We start from the raw sequence: 22,390 nt of genomic DNA, 5'->3' as shown, positions 1-22,390 counted from the left end.
CAGTAGGACAGGCGTCCCGCCTGTCCATAATGGTGAATCGCTTAGACAGCCGAGACGGCTGTCCTACGGGATGGGGAGGACAGACTTTATTTTCAATGTCTATTTGGGGGATTTAAATTCTCCTTGACATTAGGGGACGATTGCCGAATATAAATAAAGTATCAGCAAAAAGCTATCAGCAGGACAAGCAGAAGTGGTTTTGTCTATCTCCTTGTTTTTACTGAAGGTTTACGAATTCATCACATTGATGATGGGGTACAGGGTGGATCATGAAAGAAGAGGATTGGAGAGTTGTACATATAGCATCGGGAATGACAAATGCCAATATCATAGTTGGAAGATTGGAGACAGAAGGAATTCCGACCAGATTGAAGTACGAAGCGGCGGGTATAATTTACGCTGTTACTATTGACGGTCTGGGTGAAGTGAGGGTAATGGTTCCTTCAAACTGCCTGGAAAATGCCCGGAAGGTTCTTTCAATATCCTACAGAGATGAAGACATTGACTGGGAGGAGAAATAAGAATCAAGAGTGAAAAATGGAAAAAATGAAGGTTTATTCTTGATGTATTTGTAAAAAGTCATTTTTTGTCACCCTGAATTTATTTCAGGGTCTCTAACTTGCTGAAATAATTAGATGCTGAAACAAGTCCAGCATGACAAATGGTGCAGTTTATGACTTTTTGCGAGACTGTCACTCTTCATTGTTTAAAGTATTCCATCCAGGGGCGTGTTACATTCGGGACAGCGGGATTCCCGCAAAGTAATCCTGTTTATAAAAAACCCATACCTGTCAATGAGGAGCGCTCCACAGTTGTAACACAAGGTTTTTTCACCAACATCTCCAGGAACGTTGCCGCTGTATACGTACTTAAGTCCCGTTTCTTTACCTATTTCTGCTGCCCTGTGTATCGTCTCTACCGGGGTTAATGGTAGATTTGCCATCTTATACTGGGGATGAAAGCGGCTGATATGCCAGGGAGTTTCAGGTCCCAGTGAAAGAATGAATTCGGCAATTTGCCTCAATTCTTCTTCGGTATCATTTAAGGTGGGTATAACGAGGGTCGTTATCTCCACCCAGATGTTCAGTTCTTTCATCTTCCTTATGCTATCGAGAACCGGCTGAAGTCTTGCCCCGCACCACGTTTTGTAAAAGTCATCGCTGAAGGATTTCAGGTCCACATTGGCTGCATCAAGGTAGGGTGATATTTTTTCAAGAGCATCTGCAGTCATAAAACCGTTGGTGATAAAGACATTTTTAATCTTCCTCGTGTGGGCAATACGGCAGATGTCGTAGGCGTACTCGAAAAATACGGTCGGTTCAGTGTATGTATAGGCAATGGTCATCGATTTTGTTCGGACAGCTTTTTCGACGATCTCCTCCGGAGTAACCTTTCTTCCCATTATTTCCCCCGTCTCCCGCGGTGTCTGAGAAATGTCATTATTTTGGCAGAAGGTACATGAAAAGTTGCACCCGACGGTAGCGATAGAAAAGGATTTCGATCCGGGCCAGACATGAAAGAGAGGTTTTTTCTCGATAGGGTCAACATTTTCAGCTATGACCATTCCATAAACCAGTGTGTAGAGGATACCCTCTCTGTTTTCGCGTACCCCGCATATCCCCCGTCCTGTCGGAGGAATCTTACACCCGTGTCCGCAGAGAAAACACCTTACAGCTCCACCCTCCAGCTTCTCATAGAGCATAGCTTCCCTTGTCATCTTTTGATCTCCCTGACAGCTCCGTGGACTTTATGTTTTCCTTCTGTTCCGACTTTAATATGACTTTTTACTATATCCTGTATAGTCCTGTGGGTAAATACCACGGGAAATGACAGACCGATAAAAGCACCGAAAGGATTATTCATAACTGGAATAATCTCCTCAAGACCGGTTGCAAATGAATACCAGCCGAAGGGGAGGAAAATGACACTTCCCCACCGGATATTGACACCTGGAAGTGCAGTTTTGACTATTTGGGTCAACTCCCCTATACCGAAAAAGCGGGCGCTATTGTAGATAGAGGTGCTGAAAATTCTCGTTATCCTCCTTCGCACACCGATTATGGAATGTTTATTTAGAACCCCGATAAAAACCCTGTCCCTGCATACCCTGATTGCTTCGGCTATAGCTTTCTGGGGATTATCCATAAATTCGACAGAGGTGATCATCGTAACGATATCAAATTCATTGTCGGAAAAGGGAAGATCTTCTGCTTTTCCCATATGGAAATCTGCTCTCTGTCCCAGCTTTTTTCTGGCAATGTCCAGCATGGAGGGAGATGATTCGAGACCGGTTACATTACACCCTTTCCTTCTGAAAAAGCGAAGATGATTCCCCGTTCCACATCCTACATCGAGGAGCCTCTCGCCCTCCCTTGGCGCTATAAGATTGAAGATGAGATCCTTTTCTCTTCTGTCTATGTAACGTCCAACAGGTGTCAGAAGCCAGTCATCGTATGATCTGGCTGTTTCTTCATCAAAGATCATCAAATTTCCTCAAACAGTTAGAAAAGATGTTTTACTAAGCCGAGTGTAATCCCCAGCAGGAGCGTTAGCCTCCTATTGAATGCATATTTCTTGCACATTTTTTGAAATGTACCTTATCGGAGATAGCGATATCGTATCGTGTTGGTTTTTTGGCAATGATCGTTTTTATCAAGTCCTCCAGTTCCGGATCGCTGCACCCGGAGCGGAGCGGATCCTTCAGGTCGTTCTCTTCATCAGAAAGCAAACATGCCCGGAGATGACCGTCAGCGGTGAGACGAAGCCTGTTGCATGATTCACAAAAATGGTGACTCACAGGACTTATGAAGCCGATTTCTCCCCTCCCGCCCTGTATCCTGTAAATGCGGGCGGGACCGTCCGTTTTGTTGCCCGGGCCGGATACTGGTTCAAGTATATGATATTTCCCTATTTTTTCCATTACGGAATCGTTGGATACATGTTTATCATTATTATCAGCACCCGCCTCACCGACGGGCATCAATTCAATAAATCTCACCTGATACGGTTTTTCTATTGACAGCTTTGCAAAATCCAGAACCTCATCTTCGTTCACGCCCTTTATTACCACGACGTTGATCTTGATCGGTGAGAACCCTGTCTTGTATACCTTGTCAATACCCCTGAGAACTGCTTTCAGATTTCCTCCCCTGGTAATGCTCGCATATTTTTCTGGATTGAGGGAATCGAGGCTGACATTTATTCGCCGTATACCTGCATTGAAGAGCCCCTCAGCAAAGTTTTCAAGCAGTATGCCATTCGTTGTCAGGCTAATATCCTTCAGTCCATCTATTGTTTTAAGAGAAGTAAGGAAATCGACAACCCCCTTCCTTACCAATGGTTCTCCACCGGTCACCCTGACCTTTACAATTCCTGTTTTCACGGCAACGTTAACCACTCTTAATATTTCTTCATATTTGAGTATATCATTGTGACCGATCACCGACACCCCCTCCTTGGGCATGCAGTACACACAGCGAAGGTTGCATCTGTCGGTAATTGAAACTCTTAAATAGTTGATATTTCTATTATAGTTGTCGATCATGAGCTTTCCTTGAAAGATATAAAGAGTTTCTAACATATTTAAGGACGCATCGCAAGGACAGCATACATTCAGCGAACAGATATAGTATCAATCAATGTGAGAGGTCTCGATACGGCAGATTTTTTAAGAGTGTCAAGCCGTTAAACTATCCTCAGGTGATCTCCGTTTCATTGTGGTACTGTAGCGGGTTCAACACGGTTTTCAACTAAAAATGGGGAACAGTTAAAACCTGTTCCCCATCGTTCAGTCTTATGTTTTTTACGCGGTCATTAATGCTCCTCTTTTTCCGCATACCCTGTAATCATAGCAATAAAATCAGCAAAAATGGTGTGACCGGTGGTAGCTAAATAAAGGTGCGCAACCAAAAAAGCTGTGAATAGGATAGCCATGATAAAGTGAACAACGGCTACTACTTTCAAGCCACCGATAAAAGCAATGAGGAAAGCAAAACTTAAAGGATATAAATACAGAACGCCACTGATAAGCAAAAGAGGCATCATGAAAACCATGAATTTAAAGTACGCCATTTTTTGCAGTGGATTGAATTTATTATCCTCAGATGCAGAATAGGGGTGCGGCTCGTGCTTGAATATACCATAGATATAGTATCTTGCCTGTTTAGGAATTCCTGGATATATATCTTCTTTCCTCGGTATATAATGGGAAATTCGCTTTGAGATCAAATTGTAAAACAACCAGATGAAGAAATCCAGAAGCACAAATATTCCTGACCATTCATGAATAGTTATAGCGGTGGAATAATTTCCAAAGATGTTTACGGTATCTGGCCAGTGTATCTGTATGCCCGTTAATATGAGCAATAAGATCAGGATGGCATGTATCCAGTGCCAGACCCGTTCAGTTAATGGATGTAAATACATTTTCTCAGACATCTTCCTATTTTCTCCTTCTGGTAATAAAGCGCAAACAACCATGTCCAATGCATCCCACAAAAGTGAGAACTACTATCAGAATTCCAAGAGTATCGAGGGCCGGAATCCTGTTACTACCCACGACGTAGCCACCTTTTTTCATGAGTTCCTTGTTTGTGAAATCCCAGCTCATCGCAGGTTCTTTCTCTTTCGAAGTATCTTCAGGTTTTTTTAGAAGAATACTGTTTTTTGAATGGCATTTATTGCAATCCCTTATGGGAGATTTTAGTAGCGGAGTATGACAGACCAGGCAATCCACGTTTGTCAGGTGAAACTCTGCCTGTGTCAACCAGTTATGTCTGTCAAAAAGGGAAGGCATTGAAGGAACAATAACATCCTTATTGGCTGTGATCTCCTTTGACCTAACGTCTCTCTTCCTCAGGAAAAGTTTACTGTTATTGTGACAAGAGATACAGCTTTCATTTTGTGGGGTCTGACGCTGGATATTGTGCGGCGTAGCCAATTTCCAAGTTGGCGCATTATCGAAATTTGTCAATCCACCCTTGACATAAAAATCAAACAACTCTTTATTCACCGGAATGTGGCGTACGGTAACATATTTTTCAGGCCGCTCCTCTGTCGGTTTCGGGTTCATGCCGATTTTAAAAGCCATAACTGTAGAACCGATTGTGGAATAAGGTTTGCCTGCCTTGTCCTTGCCAACATGGCAGTTGAAACAGTTTTTATAGGAAACAGAGTGGCAGACCTGGCAACTTACTTTGTCCTTATGAATCACATGGCTCGGGTTCTCGTCGTCTTCTCCGGTGTGACAGTTTACACATTTAGCTCTATTTGCAACTTCATACCTGTCAAAATGAGCTTCGCCGCTTCCATGCATCTCTTCCCCGGAATGGCAGCCCTTGCACTCCAATCCATGCTCGCTATAGTGAGCATCGGCCGGCAGGCCTTCATTTTCACCAAAGAATTCTTTTCCGATTCTGCTCCCATGGCATGAGGTGCAATTGGTCTTCATCGGAGGCGGTTTCTTAAATAGATGTCCCTCAATCAAACCTCCCCCAACAGATGAAGGTCGACTGATATGGCACTGGCCGCAGCTGCTGTGGCAGCCCATACAGTGGGTATCCATAGCACTATCGATCTTTTCACGTACATTCTTGTCCGGATTTACCCTGAGATATATCTTGTTCTTGAAAGGGGCTAATGTAATATGGAGGCTGGTCTTGTTTTTTTCTACTATCTCTTCATGGCATTCGCCACAACTTTCGGCGGCATCGGGATATGTTGGATCTTTTACGATTCCCTCGTGGGCGGTCTTCCAGTTGTTATCTTCCGGATTGCCTCCGTGACACGTTTCGCAGGAAATTCCACCGTGCTCGTCTTCCAGAAAAGAGGGATCTACAAGCAATTTTTTATGCGGCTCCAACGGAGCCACAGATCCTCCCCATCCTGCTCCTTCAGGTCCAATCGGTTCGCATACTGCCTCTGGTTTAGATGCCTCAATGGAACCGATTATTTCAATGAGTTTTTTTTCATCGGTATGGCATGACACGCAGCTACTTTCTTCGGCATTCAGTGCCATAGGAAAATACCAGGAAAAAAATATAAAAGACACAATCAGAAACAAGAAGAATGCCGGTTTATGTCTGCTACTCGCTGCAATTCGAAAATAACTCACTTCATTTCCCCCCCATGTAATCGGTGATTCGCTATAGTATATTTCGATAAAAAAAGCAAGTAAAAATATGGGTTAATTGTTTTTGATGCCACACAGGACAAATCTTCTTGACACTTGTCCAGTATGATTTATATGATAAGAAATAGTGTCCATCCATAAATGGCCCTTTTGCTCAATTTCTACGTTAGTCTCAGATTTTAATCCTCGAAATATGCAATATATTCCTCTGGTTAAAATCTTCACCTTCCTTGAACTTGAACAAAATTACCTGTCTTTGGATGGACACTATATAGATTTTTCGTAGAGGAGAGGTGATGGATAAATTTCCGATTAGCAAAGTGGGTTTTGAAAAACTGAAAAAAGATTTAGAATATTTGAAAAGGGTTGCCGTTCCTGAGAACATAAAAGAGATTGAAGAAGCCAGGGCTCATGGTGATATATCGGAAAATGCCGAGTATGCAGCAGCCAAAGAAAGACAATCATTCATTCAGGGAAAGATACAGGAACTAAAAAATAATCTTGCTACTTCAATTATTATTGATCCTAAAGATCTCACCGAGGAGAGGGTCGTTTTTGGATCAACCGTTACCATCGAAGACATCAATGCAGAAGAGGTCGTTCAATATCACCTTGTTGGCCCCTTTGAATCCGATGTAAATGAGAACAAAATTTCAGTTACTTCTCCTATCGGAAAGGGGCTCATCGGGAAAGAAATAGGTGACGTAGTCAGTGTCAATACACCGGGAGGTGTAAGAGAGTTCGAAATTATTGATATTTCTATAAGTGATATGGAAGGCAAGAATTAAAATTACAGCTATAAAAGTGAAGCTCCCCGCCCTGTGGACGGGGAGCTTCACTCCAACGGTTAAAAGCCTCAATCCAATATCTGATAAACCCCTTATTATATTAGAAAAAAATAAAAGTTACCAAGATAAAGATTGGGATAAGAATAGGAATTGAGAATTTAAACATATATCCGAAGAAGCTCGGCATGTTGATACCGGCTTCTTCCGCTATCGATTTCACCATGAAGTTCGGTGCATTGCCAATATAGGTGTTTGCGCCCATAAAAACAGCGCCGGCCGAAATTCCCTTCAAGTAACTTACGAATACGGGATTTAACGTGACGGTATTTGCAGCCAGTGCGCCAGGCACCATGGCTTCCGTCAACCCAAGTTTCCCCAGTGCAAGATTAAAGAATGTAAGGTAAGTCGGAGCATTATCCAGGAATGAAGAGAGCACTCCCGTTACCCAGAAATAGTGAATAGGATCTTTTACTGTTGCAATAAGATCCGCCATGGCGCCTGCACTTCCCACCTTCAGTATCGCCAGCGCCGGAATGATCGTCATGAAAATGCCGGCAAAAAGTTTTGCCACCTCCATAATCGGAAACCAGCTAAATTCATTGGCCTCACGAAGACTTTTGGATGTAACGAAAAGAGACAGGAACCCCATCGCTATGATTATTATATCTCTTAAAATATTCTGGTAAGCCCATTCGACACCAAGCACGTTGAAATGACCCGCTTTCCAGTAACCGCTCATGAGAACCGCACCGATTATGCCTCCCAGAAAAAGAAAATTGTATATCCCCTCAAGCTTTATGGGTTCTTTTTCTTCGGGTTTTTCAGGCGTTTGCGATTGGAGCTTCTCTTTTCTGTAATAAAAGCTGTCCACAATAAAGAACATGACCAGAAGAATCAGAGAAGTCAGCAGCATGTGCGGGAATATGCCGGTCGTAACCCAGAAGAAGGGGACATTATGGAGAAAACCCAGAAACAGCGGCGGATCTCCCAGAGGAGTCAGCGAACCACCTATATTGGCCACAAGGAATATGAAAAAACAGATAACATGCACCTTTTTAGCCCGGTCCTTGTTTGCCTTTAAAACAGGGCGTATCATGACCATGGCGGCCCCGGTCGTCCCCACCCATGAGGCCAGTACCGTTCCTATCAGAAGCAGTATCGTGTTGACGACGGGGGTGCCTTTAAAGGAACCTCTGACGACGATACCGCCCGCGACTGTGTAAAGCCCCCAGAGAAGAATTATAAAGGGAATATAGTCAATAATGTATATATGAAGAATTTCGTATACTGCCACGTTATGATAAATTAAGAGAAATGGAACGGCAAAAGCCAGCGCCCAGAAGGCCGACAACTTACCAAAGTGAGCATGCCAGAAATGTGGCGCTATAAGCGGCAATACTGCTATGGATAGTAATATCCCGACAAAGGGGATAATTGACCAGATGGGCAGAACTTTCCCGATGTCAGTTCCATGATGGGCTGCCGTTTCATGTGCACTGCTTGCCATACAGGGGTTTGAAATAACAAGCATAAACAGAGCACAGAGAAAAGCAAACATTAAAGTAGTTACCAACAATCTTTTTTCTTGCACCATAAAACAGCTCCTGTCTATATCAATAAAACGTGAAGCTCCTCACCTAAAGGCGGGGTATTCTGCAGGATTTTCATAAAAACAAAAAAAACAAACCAAGGATGCCACGCACTTCCCTGGTTTGTTTTTTGTTTTCCTGCGAGGCGGTGAATTTTATAGCAACTTAATCGTCTGAATGCAACAAATAATTTGCCTCAAAATCTTGTCCCGCCTAAATGTGAATTATCTAAGTGTTTTCTGCTATCTTAAGCCTTTTTTCCGCTCTTTCTAACGACCTTTTTATTTTTTCATGATCTGGGTCATCTTTGGCCATCTTGGCTAACTTCTGTTCTGCGATCTCCTTTGCCCTTTTTGCCCTTTCCTTGTCAATCATATTTGCCCTTTCAGCAGATTCCACAAGGACAGTTACTTTGTGTGATGTAACTTCGGCATAACCCGTATTGACGGCATAATGTGTCTTTTTATTGTCTTTCGTATATTGGAGCTCACCAAAATTAACTGTACTCAAAAGTGCTGCATGTCCTACCAATACGCCAAATTCGCCTTCACTGCCGGGTATCGTTACGTCAGAAACGTCATCGCTAAAAGCCATTTTCTCCGGCGTAACAATTTCCAGCAACAGTTCGTTAGCCATCTTATATATCCTCCAACTCAGCTATGCTGAAAGTTTCTGTGCCTTTTCAACCGCCTCTTCGATGCCACCAACCATATAGAAGGCCTGCTCAGGAAGGTCATCATGCTTCCCTTCCAGGATTTCTTTGAACCCCCTCACTGTGTCGGGAACAGAGACAAATTTACCATCCGTACCGGTGAACTGAGCGGCGACGAAAAATGGTTGTGAAAGGAATCTTTGGATCTTTCTTGCCCTTGACACGGTCAATTTGTCCTCATCGGAAAGCTCATCCATACCGAGGATTGCTATAATATCCTGGAGGTCTTTATATTTCTGGAGGGTCATTTGTACCTCCCTTGCCACCATGTAGTGTTCATCACCGATCACATTTGGATCGAGTATGCGGGAAGTTGAATCAAGCGGGTCAACTGCGGGATAGATTCCCAGCTCGGCAAGCGGTCTTGACAGAACAACTGTACCGTCCAGATGAGCAAAGGTGGTTGCAGGTGCCGGGTCGGTCAAGTCGTCAGCGGGAACGTACACGCACTGGACTGCTGTAATTGAACCCTTATCGGTTGATGTGATTCTTTCCTGAAGTTCTCCGAGGTCTGTGGCGAGGGTTGGCTGATATCCGACCGCTGAAGGCATCCTGCCGAGAAGTGCCGATACCTCAGAACCTGCCTGGGTAAATCTGAATATGTTATCGATAAAAAGGAGCACATCCTGCCCTTCCACATCTCTGAAATATTCAGCGGCTGCCAGCGCCGTAAGCGCGACACGTGCCCTCGCTCCAGGGGGTTCTGTCATCTGGCCATATACCAACGCTGCCTTTTCGAGAACCCCGGATTCCTTCATCTCCAGATAGAGGTCGTTACCTTCTCTCGTCCGCTCGCCCACACCGCCGAATACTGAGATACCTCCGTGATGCATGGCGATATTATGAATCATTTCCATCATGACAACGGTCTTACCAACGCCTGCACCTCCGAACATTCCCATCTTTCCTCCCCTGGGAAAGGGTACGAGCAGATCGATAACCTTAACCCCTGTTTCCAAGACATGCACCGATGTATCCTGTTCCAAAAACGTGGGGGCTTCCCTATGTATGGGCATATATATTTTTGAATTTACAGGACCTAAGCCATCGACAGGCCTGCCGACAACATTGAGTATCCTCCCGAGACATGCTGGCCCCACAGGTACCATGATCGGACTGCCTGAATCCCTCGCCGGCATACCCCTTACCAGGCCATCTGTTATATCCATCGCAATACATCTTACCACGTTGTCACCAAGATGCTGTGCTACCTCTACGACCAGATTGTCCTCCTCGTCACTGATTGCCGGATTGGATATCGTAAGGGCGTTCCTGATACTTGGCAGAGTTCCCTCTTCAAACAGCACATCAATAACCGGGCCTATTACCTGTGCGATAGTTCCTACATTCATAATATTTTTCTCCTCAAATAAGGTTAAAAAACTAAAGTGACAATTCTTGTGGTGCCAGGGCAAGACTGCGTCCTGGCTTTTATCCGGCTGCCAGCGCTTCCGTACCCCCTACAATATCCATCAACTCAGCGGTAATAGCCGCCTGCCTTGCCTTGTTGAATCTCAGCGTAAGAGTGTCGATCATTTCATCACAGTTATTGGTAGCATTGTCCATAGCTGCCATCCGTGCGCCGTTCTCTCCGGCTGACGTTTCTAAAAGCGCCCTGTAAATAAGAACCCTAAGATACATCGGAAGAAGCTGGTCTATCAAAATTTCTTCGGACGGTTCATAGATATAATCAACCTTTTTTTCGGGTTCTACTTCCATCTCTTTACCTACAGATGGTAGGGGAAGCAACCTCACAACCATCGGTCTCTGGATAGTTACATTAAAAAATTCGTTGAAGATCAGATATAATTCATCATATTCTTCGGCGATAAAAGAGGGGATGACATCTTCCCCGATTTTGACGGAGAGACTCATGTCAAATTTTCCGGACACATCCGTGTGTTCGGCTACAACATTTAACTTTCTCCTGAGGGAATCTCTCCCCTTTTTACCGACGGTGATTAACGAAACTTCTTTGCCTTCATCCACTTTTTCTTTGACAAATCTCTCTGTGGCCCTGATTATATTTGTATTAAACCCCCCACAGAGGCCTCTGTCCGATGTCATGCAGATTATTTTGATTCTTTTCGGCTCTCGTACTGCCAGAAGCGGATGAGAGGTAGAATCTACCCGGAGAGCAAGACTGTTGAGTGTCTCCATAAACTTGCTTGCATAGGGTCTGAAATTGTCCATTTTCAGTTGAGCAAACTTAAATTTTGAGGCAGCTACGGCATTCATGGCCTTTGTTATCTGTCTGGTTTTGTCAACCGCCACAATCTTTCTTTTAATATCTCTTAATGCGGCCATTAATATTTACTCCTTACTCGATAATATCTACTCGGTAACGAATACGGAATCGAACTCGGTCAAGGCATCGGTCATCTTTTTGTCCAGTTCCGGGTTTATTTCCTTTTTCTCATCTATCTCAGTCATAATTTCAGGGTACTTACTCTTCACAAAACTTGAAAGTTGAATTTCGTATTCCTTTAACTTTCCAACTTCATATTTGTCTAGGAAGCCTCTGGCCCCCGCATAGAGAATAATCACCTGTTCCGACAGAAGCAATGGCTGGTACTGAGGTTGTTTCAATATCTCAACCAATCTGGCCCCCCTTGCCAGTTGAGCCTGTGTTGCCTTGTCGAGATCACTTCCAAACTGGGTGAAAGCTGCCAGCTCTCTGTATTGTGCCAAGTCAAGCTTCAGGGTTCCTGCAACCTGTTTCATGGCCTTTACCTGGGCGGCCCCCCCCACTCTCGAGACCGACAGTCCCACATTGATCGCAGGCCGTATACCGGAGAAGAATAGATCCGGCTCAAGGTAGACCTGACCGTCTGTAATGGAAATGACGTTGGTGGGGATATAAGCAGAAACGTCTCCTGCCTGGGTCTCAATAATCGGTAGAGCAGTGAGGGAACCACCACCCAAATCTTCGCTCACCCTGGCAGAACGTTCCAAAAGCCTTGAGTGATTATAGAAAATATCTCCCGGGAATGCCTCACGTCCGGGCGGTCTTCTCAGGAGAAGAGATATCTGCCTGTAGGCAACTGCCTGTTTTGAGAGATCATCGTAGATAATCAGGGCATCCTGTTTGCTATCGCGGAAATATTCACCAATGCTGCATCCGGAATATGCAGCGATATACTGCAGTGTAGCCGGATCACTGGCACAGGCTGAAACCACACAGGTATAATCCATCGCACCATTTTTTCTCAAAGCTTCCACAACCTGAGCCACCGTTGATTTTTTTTGGCCGATGGCAACGTAGATACACTTAACACCAGTATCCTTTTGCCTTATTATGGCATCGATACAGATGGCGGTCTTCCCTATCTGTCTGTCACCGATGATGAGCTCCCTCTGACCTCGTCCGATAGGGGTCATGGCATCAACAGCCTTTATTCCCGTATACATCGGTTCATTAACCGGCTGACGCTGGACAACGCCGGGAGCGATCATTTCTATTCTTCTAAATTCAGTCGTTTCAATAGGTCCCTTTCCGTCTATAGGTGCACCGGTTCCATCAATAACTCGTCCCAATAAGCCTTCCCCTACAGGAACCTGAGCAATCCTGCCTGTCCTCTTGACGATGTCTCCTTCTTTGATGTGCGTATCTTGTCCGAGGATGGCAACACCGACATTATCGGTTTCCAGGTTCAGAACCATTCCTAATAACCCGCCGGGAAATTCGAGTAGTTCCATTGCCATTGCGTTCTCCACTCCATAGACCCGCGCAATGCCGTCCCCGACGGACAGAACAGTCCCGGTTTCGCTTACATCAAGTTTTTTCTCATAATCCTTTATCTGCTTGGAAATTATTTCGCTTATTTCTTCTGCCCTGATTCTTCCCATCTATATATCCTCCCCCAAGAGATTCCTTATGTTGTTCAATTGAGTCTTTATGCTTCCATCGTAGACAGTATCACCAATCCTTACAACAACACCACCCAGAAGAGTTGAATCATCCTCAATAGTCACATCGACCGCCTTACCGGTAAGCTCTTCTAACTTGTTCTTAATACTTTCGGATAATGCCGTGGATAAAGGAAAGGCTGTTTTAATTTCAGCCCTTACCTTCTTGAGGGTGCCGTCAATAATTTCCCGATAACAAATTTCAATGTCGGGAAGGATATCAATCCTCCGCTTATCTACCAGCAGCTTAAGGAAATTAGCGGTCATATTTGAAATGTCAAAACTTTTTAACACTTCTTCGATGACAGCCTTTTTGTCGCTCTGGTCAAAAATGGGATTAGCTAAAAATTCCTTCAGGTTTTCGTTTTCCTCAAGTACAGACGAAAAACTTTTCAATTCACTGTAGTACTTTTCGTAGTTGTCTCCTTCTCTGGCTATATTAAAGAAGGCCTTTGCATAACGCTTTGCAATACCACTGCCAATCAATTTTTTCACCACCCTATCGTAAGAAAGTTTACACGTGCTTAAGTGTCCGTCTGTCCTGAACGAGTTTGCGAAGACATGCTCTTCAGATAATCTTCAACTATATTTTCGTGATCTTTTTCTAAAATGTTCTTTTTGAGAATTTCTTCAGCCATCTGAATGGAAAGTTCAACCACCTCAGTCCTTAATTGACTTTTAGCCTTCTTGGTCTCCTGTTCAATTCTGGACTGGGCATCGTCTTTCATCCTCTCAGCAGTTATTTTGGCATTTTCAATAATCTTTTCCTTTTCTGCCAATCCCTGTGCCCGTATCATCTCAGAGATTTCATTAATCTCCTCCGTAGCCTTGTCCAGTTTAGCGGAGTACTCTTTAAATTTCTTTTCAGCTTCCTCCTTCGCGGCCATTGCTTCTTCCAGAGAAAGTTTGATGTCCGTCCGCCTTCCGGAGAAAAATTCCTTTATCTTGTCTTTAAGCAGCCAGTAAAGAAGTCCGACAAGTATAGCAAAGTTTATAACCCTCCATCCAAAGTCGAGCAATTGACCGCCATGATCGGAGCCCTCACCGGACCCTCCTGCAGCGTAAACCATTGAGGAAGTTACAATCAGAATCATCAAAGCGGGTAGCAGGGAACGTGCGAAAAGTCGCTTGCATGGATTTGTTGAAAACAATTCTTTCATTGGATGCTCCTTCCCAACACTTTTTCAGCAATCTCAATCGACGTATTCAGGGACTGTTTTCTCAAGAAATCTCTCGCCTCGTCCATTTCCTTTTCTATCTTTCCATGAAGTTCTTGAATCATCTGCGAGATTTTACTTTTTGCTTCCTCGATTATTTTCCCCCCTTCTTCAGATCCCGTCTGCTCTATTTCATTCTTCTGATTAAGTGCTTCGAGCCTTGCCTGGCGAACCTTTTCCTCGTATTCAGCAATCTTTTGTTCAATGGTCTGATTGAGTTTCTTTACTTCTTCATCAGAGTCTTGAAGCTGCTGATTTCTCTTGCCAATTATTTTCAGAATTGATTTATAGAGGAAGATATTCAATAAGAAAATCAGAAAGAGGAAATTAAACATTTGAATCCAGATCGTATAGTCAAGGTTTACCATTGCCAATTACCTCATTAGGAAGATCTTTAAATTGAAAAACTAAAAAACCGAGCAAATAAAAATTGACCCGGTTAAACTAATAACACCTTAAAATAACGGCTTGCAAATATCTGTAAAATATATTTTGATATCTCAATTCTCTGTGTGTCCGCACTAAGAAAACCCTTCATAACCCCTGAGTTAAAACAGCGGTTTCTTAATCACAACTCTCGATAATTGTCAAGTTTTTTTTGTTTTAACCGGGGGAAACGAAAGCGGGCAATCTGTTGTGAACTGTAAGTTAACTCTTTCTTTCGGGGGTGAAACAAATGCGGTTTGCTAAAATAGCAATGAGCCTAACCTGATGACATTTATGGTGAACAGGAATAACTTCGCAATAAAAGTATTGACTAAATTTTTTGACACGGATATGGTTGCGCGGACAGAGTCGGCTATACCTTTGAAAAACTGAAGAATATGGTTTTGAGGGTGAATCAAGACATGATGCATTCGTAAAAAGTCTTTTTTTGTCACCCTGAATCATGTCCTGAACTTGTTTCAGGATCATTCAGGGTCTCTAACTTATTGAAATGCTTAGATGCTGAAACAAGTTCAGCATGACAAATGACACATTTTGAGACTTTTTACGAGACTGTCAAGACATGACAAGTTCGTAAAAAGTCGAATTTCTACTATTTTGTCATTCCCGTGAAGCTTGTCCTCGACTCCGATCGGGGAACGGGAATCCAGTCTTTTCAAATGCTTAGCTATTTATGGATTCCCGCCTATAATTGTGCCATATGGCAATAAGAAAGAGTTGGCGTTATCTACGCGGGAATGACAGACTTTTTACGAATGCATCAAGACATAGAATGGCCGAAAAAATATTCTGAGCATTGAAAAACCATTTTTTCAAAGCTTTCTCGACACCTTCTTTGGAGACTGTGAAATGAGAAAACCCTGTATGGTTGCAAACTGGAAAATGCATAAAACGGTCAAGGAATCCGTCGATTTTGCACATCAGCTGACTGGCGAAATTTCCGAATCTGCTAACAGCGATGTTGTACTTGCTCCGCCATTTACATCACTTTATCCTGTAGCAGAAGTGTTGAGGGAATCGGCCATTCATCTTTCTGCCCAGAATCTTCACTGGGATGAAAAAGGGGCGTATACGGGTGAAGTGTCTGCCGGAATGTTGGTTGATGTTGGCTGTAAGTATGTTATAATAGGCCATTCTGAACGCCGAACCCTTTTTAATGAGAGCGATGGCGACATAAATCGGAAGATAAAAATTGCCCTGAAGTTCAACCTCAGGCCAATATTCTGCATAGGGGAAACTTCAGATGAGAGGGAATCAGGAAAGACGTTTGCCGTTATTCAAAAACAGCTGAAAGAGGGATTGATTGATCTTGCGTCTGATGATATAAGGCAGATCATTATCGCTTATGAACCTGTTTGGGCTATTGGTACGGGTAGGACGGCTACACCTGATCAGGCCGGGGAAGTACACAGTTTTATTCGAAACATGATAACGGAGATTCATGGGATAGATGTTTCCAGCAGGACGGGAATCCTTTACGGGGGAAGCGTCAATCCGGATAATATAGCTGACCTTATGAGTCAGCCGGATATAGATGGTGCTCTTGTTGGAGGGGCAAGTCTGGATGTTGAAAAATTTATTAAGGTCGTAAAATTCTAATCTAAAGATAAAGAGGTATTCCTAAATTGTATGTATTTTTAGCTGTTGTGCATGTTGTTGCATGCATAATGTTGATTCTCATTGTTCTCCTTCAGAGAGGAAGAGGGGCGGATATGGGAGCTGTATTCGGTGGTGGATCAAGTCAGACTATTTTCGGAAGCAGTGGTCCGGGAACATTCCTTGGAAAAGTGACAGCCGTCATTGCCGCGGTCTTTATGATAACGTCTCTATGGCTTGCCTACTCCGCTACTCACAAGGGTTCAGTTATGGAGGGGTCTGCCAGGCCGGTAGTTGAGCAAACGGTGCCAAGTGATCAAGACACCACTGGAAATACCCCTCAGAACACAAAGCAATAGTAGCTCGGGGGTCCGCTCCCGATACTCCGTATCGTGCCGAAGTGGTGGAATATGGTAGACACGCTATCTTGAGGGGGTAGTGGGTTACGCCCGTCCCGGTTCAAGTCCGGGCTTCGGCACCATAAGAAAAATTAAGGGGTTAACCTGATGAGGGTTAGCCCTTTTATTTTGACCGGGAGAGCACCCGCAAGCCCCGCCTTTTTTGATACTGTGCCAAGTGTCGAATAATGCCGGGATAAAGTCCGTCACTCGAAAAATTTGAGGCATTTGTCATACACTGTTACTCTTCGTTCACCCATACAACTTGCATATTAGGAAAAGTAATACCTTGAACTGAACAGTGAGCACATTCCATGCTGCTTGCGGCGGGGTTAGCGAGCGAATAAAAAATAAAAGTTTTCCTTACCCCGATAAACGGGATAAGTGCGTTAACGAAATTATTTTCTGGCAGAAAATAATTTTTAACTTACTAAGCAGTCGGAGATTCCCCGCAACTTGTTGCGGGGAGCTTCAAATTTTTGCCTGGTTTTTCCTTGCGTCTGTGGTTTTTATTGTCTACAATTCTTATTAGTTTCCACAAATCACAACTTGCTCGAAAAAGGAAAATCTTATGAAAAAGATGACACATTGTTATGCATTTTTCATTATTACTATCATCACCGCCTTTCTCTTTTGTTCATGTGCAGCCATGCAGACTTCAAAGGAATCCGAAAAAATCGAACAGCTTTATATTGAAGCGACAGTGCAAAATGTCTCGGACGATGAAATTGTCTTAACGCTGCATTTACCCGAATTCAAAAAGTCGGCAGATCCGTTTATCGGCGAGATAGCCCAACAGGTTATTCGAAAAGGACTTTTCATCGAAGGGCTCACAACAGAAATTGAAGGCACACCGGTGGTCGTGAAAGAGGTACATGGAAATATCGTCAAAGCTTTGCTGAAAAAGCCCATGTCCTATCCTGTCGGTTCCACCGTAAATTTGAAAATTCCCCAAAAGACAATCGCAATTGTGGATTTCGAAGTAATTCAAGGCAAACAAAAAGAAGCCGGAAGGGTTACACTTGAAAAACTGACATCTGCGCTAATTGATTCCGGTCATTTCAACGTTGTTGAAAGGGCAAAGCTGAAAACAATCATCGATGAACTTAAATTAAGCATGACGGGCCTCATGAGCAAGTCATCTATGGATAAGGTTGGTCAACTGCAAATGGCAGACTTGATACTTACAGGAACACTGGCAGAGATGAGGGGGGAGTGGGATATAAACCTGAGGCTTTTGAATGTAAGGACAGGGCAGGCCATGGCCGCAATTACAATGCAGACAAAACTGTTCAGACCTTCGGAGATGAGAGACTCCGGACCATTGAATGCGGATTTTGAATTGGACGTTGTCGATCCTTCGTGGAATACGGGCTATAAAAGAAAAGGTGGTTTTCGTGTCGGTCTGGCTACTACCGGGGGAGCTGAAGGTTCCAGACATTCTCTGGAATTACAGTTTAATTTTAAAGAAAGATCTGACAGGGTCTTTGCCAGAGCAGAAAACAGGAGGAAAAGAGACCTCTATTTATACAGTGGAGTGGAGTTTTACGTTAAGTCAACTCGGTTGCTAACCGGTCAGATTTTGATTGTAACATCAAGCCCGGATAATCCTAATATTATGGATGCATGGGCAGGAAATTTTGATACAGACACACGGTGGAAAAAAGTAAGAATACCATTTGACAGTTTAACGATTGGAAGGGGATGGATAAAGAAAGGCGCTGAAAAGTACGGCGCAAAATATGGAGATCAGATACTGCGTCTTGACCGTGTTGAAATTTTATCAATAGGCCTTCCCAGTTTGAATAACCCCCCGGTAAAAGGGAGAATGTGGATAGACAAGATTCGTTTTTATCAGTGAAATAAGGAACTGGAATAATGGGGTCAGAGACAGAACGAAGTAAAACGAGGGTAAAAGGTTTCAGTGATGCCGAGATGGATTTTCAGCTTATTCGTCAGCTTGGATCAACTGCTTACGGCGGAGCATCTGTCGGCGAGTGTCTGGCTGTCGCAGAACGTATCAGAGACGGCATTCCATCAAGCTGGGTAGAAGAATTTGCAAAGCTGGCACAGATACAGAAGACGGATGCCGAAGAGAGAGCCGCAAAAGGACACAGGATCAGTGCACGCGAGCAGTATTTAAAGGCATGTAACTCTTATCGTGCCGCTGAATATTACACAAATTACCGGGACCCCGTGCACAGAAAACTGGGCATTAAAAGCCGAGAGTGCTTTACGGAAGCAATGAAGTTTGCCGGTCATACGTTTGAATCGGAAGACCTCCCCTTTGGAAATATTACCCTGCCCTTATACTTTATGTCTCCGTCAAAAGATGGCAAGAAACGCAAAACTCTTATGATCGTCAGTGGTTTTGATGGTACCACGGAAGAAGAGTATCTTCAGACGGGCTATGCCGCCCTGAAACGAGGGTTCAACATCATTCTCTTCGCCGGCCCCGGACAGATGGATACCCTCCGGTTTCACCCGGATACGTTTTTTGAGCCGGATTTTGAAAACCCTGTCAGCACGGTGCTCGACTATGTGACCGGCAGGAACGATGTGGATACCGAACGGATAGCACTGCTGGGCATAAGCTTTGGCGGATACTTCGCGACTCGTGCCGCATCCCGCGAACCTCGAATAAAAGCGCTTGTGGCCAATTCTCCGATAATTGATCTTCACAAATACATGATTGGTTTCGTTGGCTTTGATCCGGCGGAAATGCCAGACGATGAAGACTTTAGACCTCAGGATTTACCGGAAATTCCCGAAGATGTAATGTCCACACAGATGAAGGAAATGGCTCAAAACCTGATGGGCCGGTTCGGACAGACATCATTTAAGAAAACTTTCCAGTATATGCGTCAATTCATGGTTGGAGAAGCCCTTGCAGATATTTCATGCCCGTGTTTTGCGATGGCCGGGATGGGCGAGGGGGTAGAACCGCAAAGACAGTTCAAGGTCTTCTGCGATGGAGTTTCCGGCCCGGTTTCATCCCGTCTTTTTACCCAGGAAGAGGGGGCCGATTCACACTGCCAGGTAGGCAATCTGTCTTTTGCGAATGCAGTCTACCTGGACTGGCTGGATGAGCTTTTTTGACCGGGAGAGCACCCGCAAGCCCCGCCCTGTAGGCGGGGAGCTTCACATTATGAGTTTTATGCAAAACTTTCATCTTATAAAGACAAACATATACTTGAATCGTAACATGCCTGATTAATAAGAAATATTCACAACTACCTGTAATTATAGCATATATTGGCTGCACAGATCACATGCAATCTGGTATTAATTGGAGATAATAAGGTATTTACAGGTTTTATCAACATGTCTGTCAACATATTTGTCAACATGTCTGTGGATTCCGGAACAGGACAGAAAAGATGATTTTTAAAAGCCGATTGGAATTCGGGATTTTACTCACAGTGCCCGTTCCATGAACGAGCCGGGCGTAAGACCGTGTCCTATGGTATCGCCGTCTTTTAATTTTTCTACTGCCTTCTGGGGTGTAGTAAGTTTTTGCCTGTATTCATTTAGATAAATATTCATGATTCTCCTCCTTCAATGTCCATTTATATTCTCGAGTTATCCATGTTCTGTCATAAAAAAAGGAATCGCCAGGAAAAAGAGTACGGAGACCAGTTTTTGAAACCGGGGGTATTACGGGAAGTACTTTCAATTTTGATGTTTAAACGTATGACAGCTCGGTCATAGTATGATCACATTGTAGCCACAAAAAAAGGATAACCGTCGTAACGGTTATCCTTTTTTTTCTGGTAGTCCCAGGGGGAATCGAACCCCCGTTACCGGCGTGAGAGGCCAGCGTCCTAACCCCTAGACGATGGGACCATTGCTGGGGGACAGAAGTCAAACCCGGGTTGCAAATTCCGGAACCCCCGATTTTTACCGACAGACGATTCCCCAGTACAAGTTAAATTTGAATTGCTGAATTTAGACAATAAAAATTGAAAAGTCAAGGTTAAGTTGACCCCAGAATTTACGATAGCTACCCACTGCGACTTAAAATCCCTCCAACTGTTCGGTCGGTATCGGTCTTCTTCCCCTCCCTGCGATTTTTTCTGCAAATTGTGGATGTAAGAAACGTTAGCGGTGTTTGATATATGCCAAAGCCCTTTTCATTCTTTGAATCACGACATCCTTCCCCAGGGTTATCATGACCTGATCAATGGGGGGGCTTACAATTTTCCCGGTGAGGGCAACTCTCATCGGTTGGGCAATGAATTTGAGTTTTGTATCCCTTTTCTTTGCGGTTTCCCTGAGAAAATTTTCAATACCTTCTTCTGTGTAATCCTGCAGAAGAGAGAGGCCTTCTATTACGGCCTCCATGTGTTGTGCAAACTCAACCTTCAGAAATTTATCTGCGGCCGCCTTTTCGTATTCTATTTCGTCCTCAAAGTAGAATGTTCCTGAATCTGCCATCTCGACGAGGGTCTTTGATCTGGTTTTCAGATCAAGGGCGACTTTCTTTACAAAATTTTTGTCTGACGTGTCCAGCCCTGATTTTTCCAGGAAAGGACTTAATTCCTGAGCAAGTCTTTCGGTGGCGCATTCCTTTATGTAATGCTGGTTAAGCCAGAGGAGCTTGTCCGGATTAAATACCGAAGCAGATTTGCCGACCACAGTGAGAGTAAATAAATCAACCAGCTCATCGAGGGAAAATATTTCCTGATCCCCGTGAGACCAGCCGAGTCTTACCAGATAATTGACAAGGGCCTCCGGGAGATGCCCCATATTTTTATATTCCATGACAGATGTTGCGCCGTGGCGCTTGCTTAACCGTGCCTTATCGGCTCCCAGGATCATCGGAGCATGTGCAAATTCAGGCAGCCTGCACCCCAGGGCTTCATAAAGAAGAATCTGTCTCGGTGTATTATTGAGATGGTCATCACCACGTATAACATGGGTAATCCCCATTTGCGCATCGTCAACAACGACGGCAAAGTTATACGTGGGGTATCCATCACCTCTTTCAATGATCAGATCGTCCAGTTCTTCATTATTAAAACGGATGCCGCCCTTGATGAGGTCACTAACAATCGTAATGCCAATTTGTGGACATCTGAATCTGACTACTGAATTTGCAGTCTTGCCAAGATTTTTATCCCGGCATCTGCCGTCATATTTCGGTTTTTTCCCATTTGAAAGGGCATTTTTCCTCTTTTCTTCCAATTCTTCCGCGGTACATGTACAGTAATATGCCTTCCCCTCATCTAAGAGCTTTTGTGCCATCTCCCTGTAGATCTTGACCCTTTCAGCCTGGAAGAAGGGGCCTTCATCCCAGTCAAGTCCGAGCCACCTCATGGCGTCTAAAATGGCCTTAGTAGATTCCTCTGTCGAGCGGAGTTGATCGGTATCCTCTATCCTGAGGATGAATTTTCCACCGTTATGCCTGGCATAAAGCCAGTTGAATAAGGCTGTCCTCGCACCCCCGATGTGCAAAACCCCGGTGGGAGACGGGGCAAATCTTGTTCTTACGCTTGTAGCTTCTTTTTTAGGCATTTTCCATACACCATTTATTTAATAACAGACCCTTAATATGACTTATGTCTGACTTTTGTCAAGTTGGTTTTTATAAAGTGAGGAATT

General features: G+C 44.0%; 21 protein-coding genes and 2 tRNA genes. 7 read left to right on the top strand and 16 right to left on the bottom strand.

What is annotated here, in order from left to right; genetic code table 11:
• The first annotated feature begins 269 nt into the window (after nucleotides 1-269).
• Nucleotides 270-521 (top strand): DUF2007 domain-containing protein, encoded by a 252-nt coding sequence (locus Q7J27_01730; GenBank protein ID MDO9527858.1) that lies wholly within the window; start codon nucleotides 270-272, stop codon nucleotides 519-521.
• Between the two features lie 185 nt (nucleotides 522-706).
• On the opposite strand, the gene amrS is transcribed toward Q7J27_01730, so the two are convergent.
• From amrS to Q7J27_01705, 5 genes are all read right to left on the bottom strand, one after another.
• On the bottom strand, nucleotides 707-1,717 hold the full coding sequence (amrS, locus tag Q7J27_01725; GenBank protein MDO9527857.1) for an AmmeMemoRadiSam system radical SAM enzyme: 1,011 nt from the start codon (nucleotides 1,715-1,717) through the stop codon (nucleotides 707-709).
• Complete coding sequence (locus Q7J27_01720) at nucleotides 1,714-2,484, bottom strand: class I SAM-dependent methyltransferase (GenBank protein MDO9527856.1); 771 nt, start codon at nucleotides 2,482-2,484, stop codon at nucleotides 1,714-1,716. The genes amrS and Q7J27_01720 overlap by 4 nt, the downstream gene beginning before the upstream one ends.
• A 64-nt stretch (nucleotides 2,485-2,548) precedes the next feature.
• On the bottom strand, nucleotides 2,549-3,580 hold the full coding sequence (gene moaA, locus Q7J27_01715; protein ID MDO9527855.1) for a GTP 3',8-cyclase MoaA: 1,032 nt from the start codon (nucleotides 3,578-3,580) through the stop codon (nucleotides 2,549-2,551).
• A gap of 233 nt (nucleotides 3,581-3,813) precedes the next feature.
• Entirely contained in the window at nucleotides 3,814-4,437 is a 624-nt protein-coding gene (locus Q7J27_01710) for a cytochrome b/b6 domain-containing protein (GenBank protein MDO9527854.1), read from the bottom strand.
• Between the two features lie 4 nt (nucleotides 4,438-4,441).
• On the bottom strand, nucleotides 4,442-6,112 hold the full coding sequence (locus Q7J27_01705; GenBank protein ID MDO9527853.1) for a hypothetical protein: 1,671 nt from the start codon (nucleotides 6,110-6,112) through the stop codon (nucleotides 4,442-4,444).
• A 314-nt stretch (nucleotides 6,113-6,426) separates the two neighbouring features.
• Here Q7J27_01705 and greA point away from each other — a divergent pair, with 314 nt between their 5' ends.
• A complete protein-coding gene (gene greA / locus Q7J27_01700) occupies nucleotides 6,427-6,918 on the top strand; it encodes a transcription elongation factor GreA (GenBank protein ID MDO9527852.1) in 492 nt (163 codons plus the stop codon).
• A 100-nt stretch (nucleotides 6,919-7,018) separates the two neighbouring features.
• On the opposite strand, the gene Q7J27_01695 is transcribed toward greA, so the two are convergent.
• The 8 genes from Q7J27_01695 to Q7J27_01660 all read right to left on the bottom strand — a co-directional run bounded on the left by Q7J27_01695 (nucleotide 7,019) and on the right by Q7J27_01660 (nucleotide 14,713).
• Entirely contained in the window at nucleotides 7,019-8,512 is a 1,494-nt protein-coding gene (locus tag Q7J27_01695; GenBank protein MDO9527851.1) for a sodium:proton antiporter, read from the bottom strand.
• Nucleotides 8,513-8,735: 223 nt separating this feature from the next.
• Entirely contained in the window at nucleotides 8,736-9,143 is a 408-nt protein-coding gene (locus Q7J27_01690) for a F0F1 ATP synthase subunit epsilon (protein MDO9527850.1), read from the bottom strand.
• Nucleotides 9,144-9,164: 21 nt separating this feature from the next.
• The gene (gene atpD / locus Q7J27_01685) at nucleotides 9,165-10,571 is read right to left on the bottom strand and encodes a F0F1 ATP synthase subunit beta (GenBank protein MDO9527849.1); all 1,407 of its coding nucleotides are present in this window, start codon (nucleotides 10,569-10,571) and stop codon (nucleotides 9,165-9,167) included.
• 79 nt (nucleotides 10,572-10,650) lie between these two features.
• Entirely contained in the window at nucleotides 10,651-11,526 is an 876-nt protein-coding gene (gene atpG, locus Q7J27_01680) for an ATP synthase F1 subunit gamma (protein ID MDO9527848.1), read from the bottom strand.
• A gap of 27 nt (nucleotides 11,527-11,553) precedes the next feature.
• On the bottom strand, nucleotides 11,554-13,068 hold the full coding sequence (gene atpA, locus Q7J27_01675) for a F0F1 ATP synthase subunit alpha (protein ID MDO9527847.1): 1,515 nt from the start codon (nucleotides 13,066-13,068) through the stop codon (nucleotides 11,554-11,556).
• Entirely contained in the window at nucleotides 13,069-13,623 is a 555-nt protein-coding gene (gene atpH / locus Q7J27_01670; GenBank protein ID MDO9527846.1) for an ATP synthase F1 subunit delta, read from the bottom strand.
• A gap of 29 nt (nucleotides 13,624-13,652) precedes the next feature.
• On the bottom strand, nucleotides 13,653-14,288 hold the full coding sequence (atpF, locus tag Q7J27_01665) for a F0F1 ATP synthase subunit B (protein ID MDO9527845.1): 636 nt from the start codon (nucleotides 14,286-14,288) through the stop codon (nucleotides 13,653-13,655).
• Nucleotides 14,285-14,713, bottom strand: coding sequence for an ATP synthase F0 subunit B (locus tag Q7J27_01660; protein ID MDO9527844.1), 429 nt, complete (start codon nucleotides 14,711-14,713; stop codon nucleotides 14,285-14,287). Before Q7J27_01660 ends, atpF begins: the two co-directional genes overlap by 4 nt.
• A 928-nt stretch (nucleotides 14,714-15,641) precedes the next feature.
• Here Q7J27_01660 and tpiA point away from each other — a divergent pair.
• From tpiA to Q7J27_01635, 5 genes are all read left to right on the top strand, one after another.
• Nucleotides 15,642-16,391, top strand: a complete 750-nt coding sequence (gene tpiA, locus Q7J27_01655; protein MDO9527843.1) for a triose-phosphate isomerase — start codon at nucleotides 15,642-15,644, stop codon at nucleotides 16,389-16,391.
• A 26-nt stretch (nucleotides 16,392-16,417) separates the two neighbouring features.
• Complete coding sequence (gene secG / locus Q7J27_01650) at nucleotides 16,418-16,747, top strand: preprotein translocase subunit SecG (protein ID MDO9527842.1); 330 nt, start codon at nucleotides 16,418-16,420, stop codon at nucleotides 16,745-16,747.
• A 35-nt stretch (nucleotides 16,748-16,782) separates the two neighbouring features.
• A tRNA-Leu gene (locus tag Q7J27_01645) sits at nucleotides 16,783-16,869 on the top strand.
• A gap of 488 nt (nucleotides 16,870-17,357) precedes the next feature.
• The gene (locus Q7J27_01640; protein ID MDO9527841.1) at nucleotides 17,358-18,647 is read left to right on the top strand and encodes a FlgO family outer membrane protein; all 1,290 of its coding nucleotides are present in this window, start codon (nucleotides 17,358-17,360) and stop codon (nucleotides 18,645-18,647) included.
• A gap of 17 nt (nucleotides 18,648-18,664) precedes the next feature.
• The gene (locus Q7J27_01635; GenBank protein ID MDO9527840.1) at nucleotides 18,665-19,885 is read left to right on the top strand and encodes a prolyl oligopeptidase family serine peptidase; all 1,221 of its coding nucleotides are present in this window, start codon (nucleotides 18,665-18,667) and stop codon (nucleotides 19,883-19,885) included.
• A 318-nt stretch (nucleotides 19,886-20,203) separates the two neighbouring features.
• Here the strand turns inward: Q7J27_01635 and Q7J27_01630 are convergent, their stop codons facing one another.
• The 3 genes from Q7J27_01630 to gltX form a co-directional block, all read right to left on the bottom strand.
• Nucleotides 20,204-20,332, bottom strand: coding sequence for a hypothetical protein (locus tag Q7J27_01630; GenBank protein ID MDO9527839.1), 129 nt, complete (start codon nucleotides 20,330-20,332; stop codon nucleotides 20,204-20,206).
• 225 nt (nucleotides 20,333-20,557) lie between these two features.
• A tRNA-Glu gene (locus Q7J27_01625) sits at nucleotides 20,558-20,632 on the bottom strand.
• Nucleotides 20,633-20,887: 255 nt separating this feature from the next.
• Complete coding sequence (gene gltX / locus Q7J27_01620; GenBank protein MDO9527838.1) at nucleotides 20,888-22,303, bottom strand: glutamate--tRNA ligase; 1,416 nt, start codon at nucleotides 22,301-22,303, stop codon at nucleotides 20,888-20,890.
• Nucleotides 22,304-22,390: the final 87 nt, after the last annotated feature.

The sequence above is a fragment of the Syntrophales bacterium genome, assembly GCA_030655775.1.
Classification (GTDB): Bacteria; Desulfobacterota; Syntrophia; order Syntrophales; family JADFWA01; genus JAUSPI01.
This window is presented reverse-complemented; position numbering and strand designations above follow the sequence as displayed.

Coding starts and splice junctions, on each gene's coding strand:
- Q7J27_01730 (MDO9527858.1), top strand. CDS start 270: ATGAAAGAAGAGGATTGGAGAGTTGTACATATAGCATCGGGAATGACA.
- amrS (MDO9527857.1), bottom strand. CDS start 1,717: ATGACAAGGGAAGCTATGCTCTATGAGAAGCTGGAGGGTGGAGCTGTA.
- Q7J27_01720 (MDO9527856.1), bottom strand. CDS start 2,484: ATGATCTTTGATGAAGAAACAGCCAGATCATACGATGACTGGCTTCTG.
- moaA (MDO9527855.1), bottom strand. CDS start 3,580: ATGTTAGAAACTCTTTATATCTTTCAAGGAAAGCTCATGATCGACAAC.
- Q7J27_01710 (MDO9527854.1), bottom strand. CDS start 4,437: ATGTCTGAGAAAATGTATTTACATCCATTAACTGAACGGGTCTGGCAC.
- greA (MDO9527852.1), top strand. CDS start 6,427: ATGGATAAATTTCCGATTAGCAAAGTGGGTTTTGAAAAACTGAAAAAA.
- Q7J27_01695 (MDO9527851.1), bottom strand. CDS start 8,512: ATGGTGCAAGAAAAAAGATTGTTGGTAACTACTTTAATGTTTGCTTTT.
- Q7J27_01690 (MDO9527850.1), bottom strand. CDS start 9,143: ATGGCTAACGAACTGTTGCTGGAAATTGTTACGCCGGAGAAAATGGCT.
- atpD (MDO9527849.1), bottom strand. CDS start 10,571: ATGAATGTAGGAACTATCGCACAGGTAATAGGCCCGGTTATTGATGTG.
- atpG (MDO9527848.1), bottom strand. CDS start 11,526: ATGGCCGCATTAAGAGATATTAAAAGAAAGATTGTGGCGGTTGACAAA.
- atpA (MDO9527847.1), bottom strand. CDS start 13,068: ATGGGAAGAATCAGGGCAGAAGAAATAAGCGAAATAATTTCCAAGCAG.
- atpF (MDO9527845.1), bottom strand. CDS start 14,288: ATGAAAGAATTGTTTTCAACAAATCCATGCAAGCGACTTTTCGCACGT.
- Q7J27_01660 (MDO9527844.1), bottom strand. CDS start 14,713: ATGGTAAACCTTGACTATACGATCTGGATTCAAATGTTTAATTTCCTC.
- tpiA (MDO9527843.1), top strand. CDS start 15,642: ATGAGAAAACCCTGTATGGTTGCAAACTGGAAAATGCATAAAACGGTC.
- Q7J27_01640 (MDO9527841.1), top strand. CDS start 17,358: ATGAAAAAGATGACACATTGTTATGCATTTTTCATTATTACTATCATC.
- Q7J27_01635 (MDO9527840.1), top strand. CDS start 18,665: ATGGGGTCAGAGACAGAACGAAGTAAAACGAGGGTAAAAGGTTTCAGT.
- Q7J27_01630 (MDO9527839.1), bottom strand. CDS start 20,332: ATGAATATTTATCTAAATGAATACAGGCAAAAACTTACTACACCCCAG.
- gltX (MDO9527838.1), bottom strand. CDS start 22,303: ATGCCTAAAAAAGAAGCTACAAGCGTAAGAACAAGATTTGCCCCGTCT.